Origin of the sequence: Photobacterium lucens (genome assembly GCF_009873615.1) — a bacterium.
GTDB lineage: Bacteria > Pseudomonadota > Gammaproteobacteria > Enterobacterales > Vibrionaceae > Photobacterium > Photobacterium lucens.
The window spans coordinates 1-15,186 of record NZ_SSMG01000063.1; the positions used below are offsets into that span (position 1 = coordinate 1).

Consider the following 15,186-nt stretch of genomic DNA (forward strand, 5'->3'; position numbering starts at 1 on the left):
ATCGTCACTTCAGCTAGACTCTTGATAGATAAATTGATTTAGGCATCAATTGTTTGATCGCTGCATCAAAAAAACACGAAAGGATGAAATTTTTTCCCGATAAAATGTTAAAAACAGTGTTCATTATTGCGCAATAGTAATGACTGGCGCATACTCAAGAATCAAACTAATAACAATGAGTTGATGGAGTCAGAAATGGCGGAAGAAACTATCTTCAGTAAAATTATTCGTAAAGAAATTCCAGCTGATATTTTGTATCAAGATGATTTAGTCACGGCATTTCGTGATATTAATCCTCGTGCGCCAAGCCACATTCTAATTATTCCGAATAAACTGATCCCAACAGTGAATGATGTTGAAGCAGACGATGAATTAATGATGGGTCGTATGTTTACTGTGGCACGTCAACTTGCTGAAAAAGAAGGCGTTGCAGAAGATGGCTACCGTTTAATTGTGAACTGTAACCCTCATGGTGGACAAGAAGTTTACCACATTCACATGCACCTACTTGGCGGTCGTCCTTTAGGTCCTATGATTGTTGGTTAATCGCTATTTTTGATTATCTTGACGTAGTAAAACGAAAAGATAGAAAGATTATCGAGTTATTGAAGCCTGAATATTGCATCTGTTTACATTGTAAATGTGACATTTTGCGCAATGTTCAGGCTTTTTTGTTGGTCACAGCAGGTGGTAAATACAGCAAAATTGAGAGAAATGCAGAACATTGTTGGCAATCATCGCGAGCTAACATTAAAATTCATCTCCGTTATTGATCAAATGACACAAAAGCAGGACGCACAGTAATAGTGTGGGGTTGTTGACATAAGCACCAGTGTTCTGGTGGTCGCGCTATTAGGAGGCGTGTAATGAAGTATTTAATGACATTATTTTTAGCACTAATGGTCACAGCATGCAGTAGTGATCCCGCTGGTATTAGTATTGAAAATAGCAATCAAAATGTCGTTATTGGTAATGCCGTTCTTGCACGTAGCTTAGCGTTTAATAATGCCCATACATCGAAGGTTAACGGGTTAATGAAAGCGTCTGTTGTTGTCGCAAACAAAGTTAACACGGATATGAACTTGCAATACCGATTTTACTGGTATGATGCGCAAGGTTTAGAAGTCAGTGGAAGCGATGCGCCTTGGCACCAATTTGTACTAAAGGGCAATGATACGATGACGCTACAAGGTGTTGCTCATCAATTAGAAGCAACCCAATATCGTATCTATGTACGCAGAGCCGAACACTGATTTAATTGAAAATATCATTAAGGTTTCATAATGAAAAAAAGCGTTCTTGCATTATTGGCGGCATCATCACTGTTAGGTGGTTGTGCTCAAACTGTCGATTATGTGAATTCACATATTCCTGAAACGCCATCGATTAATTTTGGCTCTAATGATTTAGAAAATACAGCATCAAAGATGACAACGAAGATGTTGTCTTCACCTGCAGTTGCTTCTATTACTTCTGGTCGTAAGCATCCTATTGTTGTTGTAAACAATATTCAAAATAATACCAGCGGTCATGTAGATACAGCATCACTGACAGACACGATTAAGTCTAAAATCTCACGTTCTGGTAAATTCAAGTTTGCTGAAAAGTCTCGTGTTGATGCCGTACGTAAGCAGATGAACTTCCAAGATGATGATCGTTTTGTAAATCAAAGCACTGCGATTCAATTTGCCAATATGGTGGGGGCGCAGTACATGTTGTATGGTAATTTGACCAATACAAGTAAGCGTCAAAACGGTCAAAACGTACCTTTCTATAAAATGACAATGCGTTTGATGAATACCAAATCTGGCGCAATTGAATGGGCTGATACAGGTTTAGCACCTAAAGGCGACTCTCAAGGTTGGTGATCATCAACAGAGCTTGGTAACGGTATTATTTAGCAATGAAAGATAACGAGCGTTTTGATCCTACACCGTTGTCCCTGTTACCAGACGCCCAATTTCTAGCAGCGAGCCCATTAACGGGTGGGTTAACCAATCGCTGCTGGAAATTATCTTTATTCCATCCCTCAACTCAATCTGCTGCTGATTATGTTTGGCGGCCATTAACCCCATCGGCATATATGTTTGGTGTTAATCGCCAGCATGAATGTCAATTACTTCACACCATTGCTGAAAGTGGTATTGCACCAATACCTTATGCATTATTGCTACCGTCATCATCAATGAATGAGTCGGTGTTAATTGTTGAGTGGTTAGAAGGAAAGCAAGCTGCTGATGATGTTTCTGATGCACAGCTATGCCAATTACAGGCACAGATCCATGCCTTAGCTTTGCCAGAACATCGGTTAGAGGTTAAACAGCGTTTATCGTTTTATTGGCAACATATCCCCGAGCAATTTAAATCCATTCAATTAGTGTCAATTGATCACTATTTTCAAGCGCAGTCTTTGCCTCAGTATTTTTCAGATACTTGCTGCCATTTTGATTTAGGGCGATACAACATCATTGTTCCAAGTGATCAAAAGTTGCTTGCACAGAGTGAGCCAGTGAGTTTAACCGTGATTGATTGGGAATATGCGGCTGCTGGCGATCCATCGTTGGATTTAACCATGACGATTTTAGCAAATGGTTTAGATCCTGAGCGTGCCGTCATGGATTATTGTCGAGCAAGGCAGCAATATGACGATACCTTTGTTGTTAATCTTGAATATTGGCTTGAGGCTGTCAGTGCATGGCAACCTTGGTGTGAGTATTTAGCTCTGCTTTGGTATCTTGTGGGCTATCAAGTGTGGGGAGATAAAGATTATCTTCATCAAGCTGATATCTTAGAGCAAAAGTTAGCGTCACTCGTAAATTAATCATCCTGTTATTGTGATAATGGCAAGCTATGATTATTGTTGAAGCGTTTGTACAAGGAGCTGTACTGATGTGGAAAAGAATATTAATAGCGATATTGATGGCCGTTATGCTATCAAGTTGCACTTTCAAGTTAGGCTATAATTCGCTTGATTTTTGGATTGATTATTATCTGTCTGATTATATTGATCTTAATTCAGCTCAACAAAGCCAGTTAGAGCAAGGCTTAGATAATGCACTTGCTGAACATCGCAAACAGATCTTGCCTCAATTTCATCGTTTAATTTTTTCTCTCCAAAACGATTTGAAACAGCCACTCACTGCCGAACAAATTGCCCATTATCACGATGCTTTCACCAAAGCAGGACAAGCCTCTGCTGTTGTTTTCGTTGCGCCTATTATTAAAGTGGTTAAAACAATGAGTCCAAAGCAAGTCACTGAGAGTTTGCAAGCGATTCAAGCTGAGCTTAGCAAACGTAAAAAAGAACGTTTAGAAAAGACAGCGAAAGAGCGCTTACAAGATAGATACGATGAACTTGAAGACAAAGCGACAGATTGGATAGGACGGTTAACTCAACCACAGAAACAGTTGCTCATGCAATTAGCGCAATTGCAATTACAGCAATCAACAGTATTTCAAAATATGGCACAGAATAATCTGTCACAGTTAACGAAGGCATTAAAACAGCGCAGTACGCCTGAATTTGAACAAATTATTACGCTGCAAGTAAAAAGGATCGTTGCATTAGAAAGTTCGGTATATCAGTCGCAACTCGATAAATATTTGGCACAGCGGTTTGAAATAATGCAGCAGTTAAACCACAGTTTAAGCCAGCAACAGTTAAAGCATTTGCAAGCAGAGCTCACAGATTTGCGTAAAGACATCGCAGAATTAATCCAAAACCGATAGTCGTGCTGGTGCTGCATTGTGCACTGAGATGATTGGAATATCGATATATAGCTAGATTGTTGCAAAGTTTGCAGCGAAGATCATAAATTTTACAATCGCTCTGTTAAACCCTAGTAAAAGTGTTAGATTTATACAGTCCGAAATGAGGACAGGAAGATATTTAGTGAAAGCGAGAGGGAATTGAAATGATTATTTATTTGCATGGCTTTGACTCAACAAGCCCTGGTAATCATGAAAAGGTTTTGCAGTTGCAGTTTATCGACCCTGATGTCCGCTTTGTAAACTACAGCACCCTTCATCCTAAGCATGATATGCAACACCTGCTAAAAGAAGTGCACAAGCTGGTGGATGAAAGTAAGGATGAGTCACCATTGATTTGTGGTGTAGGGTTAGGGGGCTATTGGGCTGAGCGTATTGGCTTCTTATGTGGGATTAAACAAGTCATTTTTAACCCAAATTTACACCCAGAATTGAATATGGAAGGGCGCATTGATCGCCCAGAAGAATATTCTGACATTATGACGAAATGTGTTGCTGATTTTCGTAAAAAAAATGCAGGTAATTGTCTCTGCATACTTTCAACTAATGACGAAGTATTAGATAATCAAGCTACAAAAGATGAGCTAGATCAATTTTATGACATTATGTGGGATGAAAATGAAACACATAAGTTTAAAAAGATCTCGCAACATCTACAAAAAATAAAAGCGTTTAAAGCGCAATAATAACGAAACATACTACCTCCTACATTTCAGACGGATCATAGATCCGTCTGCCTACATATGTGACCTTACAGGTCTCAGATACCTTGTTGCCTAGCAGTCTGATTGCTCAACAAATAATCAAAAACACAGTCTGTTATGCAATTAGGTATTTGTCGGTTTTAAAATTCATAAATTAAAGAGGAAGTAATCTTGACTCGAATTATCGTTGTTGGAGGCGGTGCAGGTGGCTTAGAGCTTGCTACTAAGTTAGGTCGTACCCTTGGTCGTAAAGGTCGTGCAGAAGTTACTTTAGTGGATCGTCGTGCAAGTCACTTATGGAAACCATTACTACATGAAGTAGCAACAGGTTCATTAGATGCGGGTGTTGATGCTATCAGTTACCGTGCACATGCGAAAAACCATCACTTTGATTTCCAAATGGGCTCATTAGAAGGCATTGATCGTGATAATAAAACCATCACGCTTGCTGCACTGTATGATAAGCAAAATGAGTTGTTAGTGCCTGAACGTACGCTGGAATACGATATTCTTGTGCTAGCAATTGGCTCAACATCAAATGACTTTAATACTCCGGGTGTTCGTGAGCACTGTATTTTCCTTGATAGCCCAGAGCAAGCACACCGTTTCCGCTCTGAAATGAACAACCAGTTTATGAAGTTGCAAAACAATAAAGAACAACAAACTGTAGATATTGCAATTGTTGGTGCAGGGGCTACAGGTGTTGAGCTATCAGCTGAGCTTCATAACGCAGTTAAAGAGTTGCATAACTACGGTTTCGGTGATTTAGATAGTTCACGCCTAAACGTAAACCTAGTAGAAGCGGGCGATCGCATTCTTCCTGCGCTGCCACCTCGTATTTCTCAAGCGGCACACAGTGAGCTAACAAAACTGGGTGTAACTGTTCGTACGGGGACTATGGTAACGAAAGCCGATGAAACGGGTTTAACAACCAAAGATGGCGATCATATCCCAGCACAAATCATGGTGTGGGCAGCAGGTATTAAAGCGCCTGATTTCATGAAAGATATTGCTGGTTTAGAAACGAACCGTATCAATCAGTTAGTGGTTAAACCAACACTACAAACAACACGTGATGATGATATTTACGTGATTGGTGATTTAGCATCATGCGTACAAGAAGATGGTTCATTTGTACCACCTCGTGCACAGGCTGCTCACCAAATGGCAAGTCGTTGTTTCTCAAACATCGTAGCGAAAATTACTGATCGTGAGCAAAAGCCTTACGTTTACAGTGATCACGGCTCACTTGTATCATTAAGCCGTTTCTCTACGGTAGGTAGCTTGATGGGTAACCTATCAAAAGGTTCGATGATGGTTGAAGGTCGTATTGCACGTATGGTGTACATTTCACTATACCGTATGCACCAAATGGCGCTACACGGCATGTTTAAGACGGGTCTTATTATGCTAGTAAGCCGTATTAACCGTGTGCTTCGTCCAAGCTTGAAGCTACACTAAGTTTTGCTTTATTAAGTAAATAAAAAACGCCAGCAATCATGCTGGCGTTTTTGTTTCAAGTCGTTTAATTGAACTTGTTGGCACTTAGTTGATTTTGAATAACTCAACATCAAAGATCAGTACAGAGCCCGGTGGAATGCTACCTGCACCGTTATTGCCGTAAGCAAGGTTAGCAGGGATAAATAAGCGGATTTTTTCGCCCACAACCATGTGCTGTAAACCTTCCGTCCAGCCTTTGATCACGCGGTTCAGAGGGAAAGAGATCTTCTCGCCACGATCAACAGAGCTATCAAATACAGTTCCATCAATTAATGTACCGTGATAGTGAACCGTTACGCTATCTGTTGCTTTTGGATGCTCAGTACCTGTGCCTTTTTGTAGAACAAGGTATTGCAAGCCAGAAGGGGTTGTCTGTACACCTTCTTTTAATTTGTTTTCAGCAAGGAAGGTTTCACCAACCTTAATGTTCTCAGCTGCGACTTGTTTATTGTTGTATGAACGATAAAGGAAGAAAGCCAATAAAACGGCAACCACTACGGCGATAACAATTTTTGACACAATAGTATCCTTACAAATGAATTTATTGCATCTTACCATTTCACTGTGTTTCTAACAGCATGAAAACGTAAAACAATGGGGCAGATAACAGCTTTTAGTGGTGGCACATATTCGCAATATTGGCAGTGACGATATCATCGTTGATTGTTACTTTGTTTTTCTCAACAAAGAACTGAAGCAGTTGCTCAATGCTGAGATCTTTTAGCTTACAGGTGTAGAAGGTTGCATCAGCACCGAACTGGTCTTCTACTTTGGTTTTAAGTGTTGCTAGGGTGTATGGCGTGTCTGATTCGATTAGTAAATTCAAGATATCGTGAGCATGAAAAGTGTTCATAATAAGGTTGTCCTTGTTTATTTTTTGCTATTTGGAAGCAGCATAACCCAAGGACAAAGCGTGAACGTTGATTTGAATTAATAAATAGCATTTTAAATGCAACTATTAGTTTTGTATTTAAAACTACATCATTAAATCTTCTGGTACTAGCGAGAAAACTAACCCATCGAGAGGCTTGTTGTGATAGAAAATGCGATTACGTGCTTCACATTCTAATTGTGCATTACAAGCTTTAGCTGTTTTTTGACTAGCGTAGTTATCGATGTGAGTAACGATTTCTAATCGTGTTAACCCTAACATTTGAAAAGCAAATTGTACTGCTGCAATGTTGGCTTCAGTCGCAAAGCCTTGTCGGTGATAACTGCTTCTGATCCAATAGCCCAAATTAGCACTGTTAGTCATTGGAATAATGGCACTGAGTGAAACGGTACCAATAAATTCGTCATCAAAGCGGTTAAAAATCGCAAATTCATAGCTAAAATCTGTTTGCCAACTTAGTCTACTGGCATTAATCCATTCATGGGCATCATGTTGATCAAAACTGCTATCACACCATTCTAACCATGGCGATAAATCAGCTGTCGATTCATGTACAGCTGTAAGAAAATCGGTCAAATCTGCACTTTTGAATGGTCGGAGAATGAGCCGAGGCGTAGAAAGTTCGAAATCAAGTTTCATGGCTATCCTGCCTATAAAGAAGAGAAAAGCGTGGAATGAAAAGTACTGATCCAAAGAGATCAGTACTTTCTGGTTGTTACTTAGTTACAGCATGTTTTGACGAAATTGCTCAAGCAGATCTTCAAGGAATTTAATGCGTTTCTTGCGATCTGATTGTTCAGCCAAAATCTTCAGTTTGGTTGGTCCTTCCATTCTAAAGATGTTGGGTTGGGTTTGAAGCAAACCGACTAAGAACGTTGGGTTAATCGCTGCATTTTGATCAAATTCAAAATACCCGCCTTTCTCACCATTCTCAATTTTCTTAATACCAATCGTTGCTGCTTTCAGTTTGACATGGTTAACCGTCAGTAAGTTTGCCGCTGCATCTGGTAACAAGCCAAAACGATCGATTAATTCCACTTTGATTTCGTTTAGCTCATTGTCATCTTTAGCACTTGCAATGCGCTTATACAGTGATAAACGCGTATTGATGTCAGGAATGTAGTCATCAGGCAGTAGTGCAGGAATACGCAGTTCCACTTCGGTTTGCTGCTTCAGTAAGTCATCCAATGATGGCTCTTTGCCTTCTTTTAGGGCTTCTACTGCTTGCTCTAGCATTTCCATGAATAAGCTAAAGCCAACGGATTGGATTTGACCACTTTGCTCATCACCCAATAGTTCACCCGCACCACGAATTTCTAAATCGTGGGTTGCAAGGGTAAAGCCAGCACCCAGATCTTCAAGTGAAGAAATTGCTTCTAAACGTTTAACTGCATCTTTAGTCATGCGCTTAGGGTGTGGTGTTAATAGGTAAGCATAGGCTTGGTGATGGGAGCGACCAACACGACCACGTAACTGGTGAAGCTGCGCTAAACCAAGGTTATCGGCACGATCCATAATAATGGTATTAGCCGTTGGAACATCGATACCTGTTTCAATAATCGTGGTACAAACTAATACGTTGAAACGCTGGTGGTAGAAATCACCCATGATTTTTTCAAGTTCACGTTCACGCATTTGACCATGAGCAAAAGTTACACGCGCTTCTGGGATAAGTTTCGCCAGATCTTCGGTCGTTTTCTCAATCGTATCGACTTCGTTATGAAGGAAGTAGACCTGACCACCACGACTAATTTCACGTAATACTGCTTCACGGATCACCGCATCTTCTGATTGGCGAACAAAGGTTTTGATCGCTAAACGACGAGCAGGAGGCGTTGCGATAATCGATAGATCACGCATACCGCTCATGGCCATATTCAAGGTTCGAGGAATTGGCGTTGCAGTTAAGGTTAAGATATCAACATTGGCACGGATCGCTTTGATTTTCTCTTTCTGACGAACCCCAAAACGGTGCTCTTCATCGACAATTAATAGGCCTAAGTCGTTGTAGTTCACACTGCTATTCAGTAGCTTGTGGGTACCGATAAGAATATCGATTTTACCTTCTTCAACATCTGCTAATATTTGCTTTTGCTCTTTCGCTGTTTTAAAGCGAGAAAGTACTTCAACACGAATTGGCGTGTTAGCGAAACGGTCACGGAAGTTTTCAAAGTGCTGTTGGGCAAGTAGGGTCGTTGGTACTAATACGGTGACTTGCTTGTTGTTATCTACCGCAACAAAGGCAGCACGCATCGCAACTTCTGTTTTACCAAAGCCAACATCACCGCAGACTAAGCGATCCATTACTTTGGTTTGGCACATGTCTGATAATACGGCATTGATAGCTAACGCCTGATCATAGGTTTCTTCGTATGGGAAGCCTGCACTGAATTCGGCATAGGCTTCACGATCAAGCGTGAATTTAAAGCCTGGTTTTAGCTCACGTTTAGCATAAACATCCAGTAACTCAGCAGCAACATCACGCACTTTTTCAGCGGCTTTTTTACGTGCCTTGGCCCATGTTTCACCACCCAGTTTATGGATTGGTGCGGTTTCTTCTGCACCACCAGAATAGCGGCTTATTAAATGGAGCGATGCAACAGGGACGTATAGCTTTGCGCCACCTTGATATTCAAGGGTAACGTATTCAGTTTTGATCCCACCGGCTTCAAGGGTTTGTAAACCTTGATAGCGACCAATACCGTGATCGATATGAACGACAGGTTGACCAATTTGCAGTTCAGCAAGGTTGCGAATAATGGTATCGGCGTTAACGGTGGTTTTTTTATCATCACGACGTCGGCGTTGAACAATACGCTCGCCTAATAAATCACTTTCACATAAGAAAGCAACACTTGGTTTATCAAGAATGAAGCCGTTTTCAGCAGGACCAATGACTAAGCTATGTTTCGTTGGGTTATCTAGTGCTTCATCTAATGTTTTGCAGACCAGTGGGCGCACTTTAATTCGAGCAAGAAGATCAAGTAAGGCTTCACGTCGACCTTCAGAAGCGACAGAGAAAATGACTTTACCTTGGAACTGTTCATCAAAACGACGAAGTTCGGCAAAAGGCTCTTTTAGCTGATGGTTGATAGTGATGCTTGGCACAGGTTCTAATTGCGGATTAAAACGTCCAGCTTTGTCATCATCAACGGTTTCTGGCTGGATGCGAACACGAGGCAAGGTTTTAAAGCCTGCAAACATTTCGTCTTTAGTTAGCCATAGCTCTTTAGGCTCAAGTAATGGACGAAGAGGATCAACACGACGTTGATCGTAGCGGTAATCTGCATCAGCAAGGAAAGTATCGACGGCTGGCTCTAGTTCACCTAAGGTCACTAGCAGAGCATTGTCTGGCAGGTAATCGAATAAAGTTTCTGTTTTATCAAAAAACAGCGGTTGCCAGTACTCGATACCTGCAGGCCAAGTGCGTTTGCTGACTTGTTGGTAAATAGATTCAGGTTCCCTACGGGCTTCAAAGCGTTCACGCCAGCGCATACGGAAATTTTCGACCGCAATTTCATCGGTTGGGAATTCATGTGCTGGCAGTAGATTAATACTGTCAATTTCGCCGGTTGAACGCTGGTTATCAGGATCAAATTGGCGAATGGAATCTACTTCATCGTCAAAGAAATCAATACGATAAGGAGACTGGCTACCCATTGGGAATAGATCGAGCAATGAGCCACGGCTGGCATACTCACCATGTTCCATTACTTGATCGACATGGCGATAACCTGATACTTCAAGTTGCAGACGTAGTCTTTCCAGCGACATACGATCACCATTTTTCACCATTAACGCGTGTTGGTGAATAAATTCGCTCGGTGTTAGACGCTGTAACAGAGTGCTAATAGGAACCAAAATAATGCCATTTTTCTGCGTTGGCATTTTGTATAAGCGTGCTAAACGCTCAGAGATAATGTCTTGGTGTGGCGAAAAATTATCGTATGGCAGTGTTTCCCAATCAGGAAAAACATTCACATCCACATCACAAAACTGGCTAATTTCTGGCTGTAGTTTCAGTGCTGTTTGGGTATCTGGCACTACCGCAAGAATAGGACCTTTATGCGACGCTGCGATTTCTGCAAAAGAAAGCGCCAGCGCCGCGCCTTTGATATTACCAATGTAGCGGTTATCCCCAGCCTTACTAGGTAAAGGTATTGAAAGTAACTGTTTGTTATTCATCGTTATTATTTAATTGTCTTTGTTGAGCACGTTGGCGTAAGAGCTTTTGCTGGCTATATAAAGCTGCGCGGATCAGCAAATCACGATCATCTTCTAATAAGCGGGTATAACGCAGTTTAATAATAAATTTATCATCGCTAGCAAGGCTTTCTGTGATTTCAGCGTAGCAATAAATCGCCGCCGCTGGGTAGTCTAAAAACAGTTTTACTTTAACATTTTCGCCAATGTGATAGGGCTTTGAACTGGTAAAACTTAGGTTGCTTGCGCCAAACGTTAAGGTGGTAAAACGGTAAGCAGGATCATCTTGTTGTGAAAGTACGTAAGACAAGAGGAGGTTGATTTTACTATTTTGTGCCGCAAGGTAATCTATTAGTGCCTGCGTTTCATTTTTATTGAAGCTGGCAAATAGACGATCTGCATTATCTTCAAGGTTTGAACATTCGCTGGCTATACGAAAGAGCGGTGGGATCTCACCTTGAAAGTCATGTTCGTTTGGGACGCTTTCATGTTCAGACAAACGTTCAACGTTAATGGTTAGCCCAAGCTGGACTGAGAAGTACTCATCTTGATGTGTCATAACGCACTCACTGCGAAAAAATCCTATTGTTCAAACTAATAATAAGTGTTGATGATATAACGTACAGCAACACTATATTCAGCTTGATTTTATTGAACTGATTATTACTTAGCAGTTACTTGGGAGCAAGTAAACTCGGTTGAGTGTTGATCATTTAGTCACTGAATTTACATTACATTTACTATGTTAGATGGTAATTAATGGTGTGAACGAGTATTCTTGAGCAACCCAATAAAGGAGTGGTTTCTCTATCCTATGTTTCATCCAGTTTCTTTTTTCATCGGCTTACGTTACTTGCGTGGTCGATCGGGCGATCGCTTTAGTCGCTTCGTCTCCTACATGTCTACCGCAGGTATTACGATTGGTGTAATGGCACTGATTACCGTTATGTCAGTGATGAATGGTTTTGAAGACCAATTAAAAGGTCGAATTTTAGGCGTGTTACCGCAAGCGGTTGTATCAAGTGCTGATGGGCGTGTACCGCTCTCAGAAAATGCACCTGAAGTCTTAAGAAAATTACCTCATGTCGTAAATGTAACCGCTATTACCCGTGGTGAAGCAATCATTCAAAGTGCGAGTTCTATTACGGCAGGCACTATGATTGGTATTGAACCTAACCAATATGAGCCAATTGCCAAACATCTAATGGTGGGGAGCTTATCGTCGCTAACACCGGGCAGTTTTAAAGTGATTATTGGCCAAGCTATGGCGGTATCTCTTGGGGTACAGCCGGGCGATAAAATTCGCTTAATGGTAACCAGTGCGAGTCAATTCACGCCGCTTGGTCGTATGCCGAGCCAACGTAATTTTGAAGTGGCTGGTATTTATGACACGGGTTCTGATGTTGATCAGCAATTGGTATATACAAACATTTCAGATGCAGGCCGACTGCTGCGCTATAAACTCGATCAAATGACCGGTTGGCGTTTATACCTTGATGATCCGTTTACCGTTCCTGAACTGAAAGAGAAATTACCAAAAGGTTGGACATGGTCTGACTGGCGCGACCAACGTGGTGAGCTTTTCCAAGCGGTTAAGATGGAAAAGAACATGATGGGGTTAATGCTAGGTCTGATCATTGGTGTGGCAGCATTTAATATTATCTCTGCTTTAGTCATGGTGGTGATGGAGAAGCAATCTGAAGTCGCTATTTTAAAAACACAAGGGATGACACATCGCCAAGTGTTAACGATCTTTATGGTTCAAGGCGCAAGTAGTGGTGTAATTGGGGCACTACTCGGCGGCTTGTTTGGCGCATTAATGGCACATAATTTAAATAGCATTCTTTCCGTATTGGGTGTCGATTTAGCTTCCATTGGCGGCACGTTACCATCGGTAATTGAACCACTCCAAATTCTATTGGTTATTTTAGGGGCTATTAGCTTGAGCTTATTAGCGACTGTTTTTCCTTCTTATCGTGCGGCCGCTGTCCGTCCTGCTGAGGCTCTTCGTTATGAATAATGCGTTGTTATCTTGTCATCAACTTTGTAAAACCTATAAAGAAGGGCAATTTGAGACAGAAGTTTTAAAACAAGTGAATTTAGATATTGCTGATAATGAGTTAGTGGCAATTGTCGGTTCATCAGGTTCAGGTAAGAGTACTTTATTACATATTTTAGGCGCGTTGGATGAACCAACCGATGGTGAAGTTTTCTTTAAAGGACAGCGTTTAGATACCTTAAGTGCCAATAAGCAAGCGAAAATCCGTAACCAAGAGATTGGTTTTGTGTATCAGTTTCACCACCTACTTGCAGATTTTACTGCAGTTGAAAACGTGGCAATGCCACTGTTAATTGCTGGTGTACATGTTGGAGAAGCTAAAACTCGTGCACAAGATATGCTTTCAATGGTGGGATTAAGTCATCGTCATGATCATCGTCCATCCGAGTTAAGTGGTGGTGAGCGTCAACGTGTTGCTATTGCTCGTGCGTTAGTGAATAACCCATCCATTGTACTTGCAGATGAACCAACAGGTAACCTTGATCATAAAACAGCGCTAGAAATTTATGATTTGATGCGCAAACTGAATGCTGAATCAGGCACGGCATTTTTAGTGGTTACTCACGATAGTGAATTAGCGGGTAAGCTTGATCGCTGTATGCACATGCAAGATGGCGTGTTATCACAAGTAGTGGTGGAGGCTTAATGTTTCGCCCTCTCTCTTTATATATAGGTAGTCGGTTTAACCGTTCTAAAAAACGTAACCGTATGGTGTCATTTATTTCAATGTCATCCATGTTGGGTATTGCTGTCGGTGTAGCAGTGATCATTGTTGGCTTATCGGCAATGAACGGTTTTGAACGTGAATTGGAAACACGTGTGCTATCGGTGATCCCGCATGGTGAGTTACAAGCGGTGGAACCACCATTAAATGATTGGCAGCCGTTAGTTAAACAAATTGAAAAGCACCCAGATGTAACTGCCGCAGCACCTTATGTTGAATTTACGGCATTGCTTGAAAAAGGCACCAAACTTAAAGCGGTTGGCGTTCGTGGCGTTAACCCGAAAGAACAATTAAAAGTCAGTGAATTACCTCGTTACGTGAAAAATAATGCGTGGAGTAAATTCAGTGCAGGTAAAAAAGAGGTGATTCTAGGTCAAGGTGTGGCACAAAAGCTTGATCTAAAAGTAGGGGATTGGGTTACAGCTATGATCCCTAACTCTGATCCTGAAATGAATAAACTTCGTGCTCCACACCGTATTCGTTTACAGGTAGCAGGTATTCTTGCGTTAGGTGGCGAAATCGATCATAAACTAGCGATTGTTCCACTGGCTGATGCACAAAAATACATGGATATGGGAAGCGGCGTCTCTGGTATTCAAATTAATGTTGATAAAGTGCTTGAAGCTCAGCGTATTGTGAAAGAAGTGGGTAATACTCTGCCTGTTTATGTATACCTGAAAAGTTGGACGCAGCAATACGGTTATATGTACCGTGATATTCAGTTGGTTCGTACAATCATGTATCTCGTAATGGTACTGGTTATCGGTGTTGCATGTTTCAATATCGTGTCTACATTGATGATGGCAGTAAAAGATCGTGCTTCTGATATCGCAATTTTACGTACTATGGGGGCAAGTGATCGTTTAGTGAAATCGATCTTTATATGGCATGGTGTATTATCTGGCGTATTAGGTAGTGTACTGGGCTCTATTATGGGCTGTTTATTGGCCGTTAATTTGACTCATATTGTTCGTGTGATTGAGAAGATCATTGGTCATCACTTTTTATCGGGTGATATCTACTTTATCGACTTCTTGCCAACGCAATTAGCGTATCAAGATGTAATTATTGTTTCCGTTACTGCTATTTTATTAAGCTTGATCGCGACGTGGTACCCAGCACGCAGGGCAAGTAATTTGCAGCCAGCGCGTGTGCTAAGTGCAAAGTAACAGATAAATATCATTGTTATGAACGGAGTCTTTAAAGGCTCCGTTTTTTTATACCTATGTTTATTCGAGTCTATATATTTGAATATTCAAATTTAATTCTATTTTTATAGCGAATACTGTGATCGTTATTCATATTTAAAAGGAATTATTTAGTATGTTTTATAAAT

At 41.0% G+C, this 15,186-nt stretch carries 15 protein-coding genes; 10 read left to right on the forward strand and 5 right to left on the reverse strand.

Going from position 1 to position 15,186, the window contains the following annotated elements; all coding sequences use genetic code 11:
* Positions 1 to 195 precede the first annotated feature (195 nt).
* From hinT to E5A76_RS03665, 7 genes are all read left to right on the forward strand, one after another.
* Positions 196 to 546, forward strand: a complete 351-nt coding sequence (gene hinT / locus E5A76_RS03635; protein ID WP_008986761.1) for a purine nucleoside phosphoramidase — start codon at positions 196 to 198, stop codon at positions 544 to 546.
* A 320-nt stretch (positions 547 to 866) separates the two neighbouring features.
* Positions 867 to 1,253 (forward strand): YcfL family protein, encoded by a 387-nt coding sequence (locus E5A76_RS03640; protein ID WP_053988288.1) that lies wholly within the window; start codon positions 867 to 869, stop codon positions 1,251 to 1,253.
* A 30-nt stretch (positions 1,254 to 1,283) separates the two neighbouring features.
* A complete protein-coding gene (lpoB, locus tag E5A76_RS03645; protein WP_053988287.1) occupies positions 1,284 to 1,868 on the forward strand; it encodes a penicillin-binding protein activator LpoB in 585 nt (194 codons plus the stop codon).
* 35 nt (positions 1,869 to 1,903) lie between these two features.
* A complete protein-coding gene (locus E5A76_RS03650; RefSeq protein ID WP_161118127.1) occupies positions 1,904 to 2,821 on the forward strand; it encodes a phosphotransferase in 918 nt (305 codons plus the stop codon).
* 68 nt (positions 2,822 to 2,889) lie between these two features.
* A complete protein-coding gene (locus E5A76_RS03655) occupies positions 2,890 to 3,729 on the forward strand; it encodes a DUF6279 family lipoprotein (RefSeq protein WP_237459076.1) in 840 nt (279 codons plus the stop codon).
* A gap of 185 nt (positions 3,730 to 3,914) precedes the next feature.
* Positions 3,915 to 4,454 (forward strand): alpha/beta hydrolase YcfP, encoded by a 540-nt coding sequence (gene ycfP, locus E5A76_RS03660; protein ID WP_053988284.1) that lies wholly within the window; start codon positions 3,915 to 3,917, stop codon positions 4,452 to 4,454.
* A gap of 189 nt (positions 4,455 to 4,643) precedes the next feature.
* On the forward strand, positions 4,644 to 5,933 hold the full coding sequence (locus E5A76_RS03665) for an NAD(P)/FAD-dependent oxidoreductase (RefSeq protein ID WP_161118129.1): 1,290 nt from the start codon (positions 4,644 to 4,646) through the stop codon (positions 5,931 to 5,933).
* An 84-nt stretch (positions 5,934 to 6,017) separates the two neighbouring features.
* Here the strand turns inward: E5A76_RS03665 and E5A76_RS03670 are convergent, their stop codons facing one another.
* The 5 genes from E5A76_RS03670 to E5A76_RS03690 form a co-directional block, all read right to left on the reverse strand.
* Positions 6,018 to 6,491, reverse strand: a complete 474-nt coding sequence (locus tag E5A76_RS03670; RefSeq protein WP_161118130.1) for an FKBP-type peptidyl-prolyl cis-trans isomerase — start codon at positions 6,489 to 6,491, stop codon at positions 6,018 to 6,020.
* Between the two features lie 94 nt (positions 6,492 to 6,585).
* Complete coding sequence (locus tag E5A76_RS03675; protein WP_053988281.1) at positions 6,586 to 6,825, reverse strand: YecH family metal-binding protein; 240 nt, start codon at positions 6,823 to 6,825, stop codon at positions 6,586 to 6,588.
* Positions 6,826 to 6,948: 123 nt separating this feature from the next.
* Positions 6,949 to 7,503 carry a GNAT family N-acetyltransferase gene (locus E5A76_RS03680; protein WP_161118131.1) on the reverse strand — a complete coding sequence of 185 codons (555 nt, stop codon included), beginning with the start codon at positions 7,501 to 7,503 and terminating at the stop codon, positions 6,949 to 6,951.
* Between the two features lie 84 nt (positions 7,504 to 7,587).
* Positions 7,588 to 11,049: a transcription-repair coupling factor gene (gene mfd, locus E5A76_RS03685; RefSeq protein WP_161118132.1), complete on the reverse strand. Its 3,462-nt coding sequence runs from the start codon at positions 11,047 to 11,049 to the stop codon at positions 7,588 to 7,590.
* Entirely contained in the window at positions 11,042 to 11,626 is a 585-nt protein-coding gene (locus tag E5A76_RS03690) for a PilZ domain-containing protein (RefSeq protein ID WP_161118133.1), read from the reverse strand. Before E5A76_RS03690 ends, mfd begins: the two co-directional genes overlap by 8 nt.
* Before the next feature lie 255 nt (positions 11,627 to 11,881).
* Between E5A76_RS03690 and lolC the strand changes: the two genes are divergently transcribed.
* The 3 genes from lolC to lolE are packed head-to-tail and all read left to right on the forward strand — an operon-like array spanning position 11,882 to position 15,019.
* Positions 11,882 to 13,087 (forward strand): lipoprotein-releasing ABC transporter permease subunit LolC, encoded by a 1,206-nt coding sequence (gene lolC / locus E5A76_RS03695; protein WP_053988277.1) that lies wholly within the window; start codon positions 11,882 to 11,884, stop codon positions 13,085 to 13,087.
* Positions 13,080 to 13,772, forward strand: coding sequence for a lipoprotein-releasing ABC transporter ATP-binding protein LolD (gene lolD / locus E5A76_RS03700; protein WP_053988276.1), 693 nt, complete (start codon positions 13,080 to 13,082; stop codon positions 13,770 to 13,772). Before lolC ends, lolD begins: the two co-directional genes overlap by 8 nt.
* Complete coding sequence (lolE, locus tag E5A76_RS03705; protein WP_053988275.1) at positions 13,772 to 15,019, forward strand: lipoprotein-releasing ABC transporter permease subunit LolE; 1,248 nt, start codon at positions 13,772 to 13,774, stop codon at positions 15,017 to 15,019. Before lolD ends, lolE begins: the two co-directional genes overlap by 1 nt.
* Positions 15,020 to 15,186 lie beyond the last annotated feature (167 nt).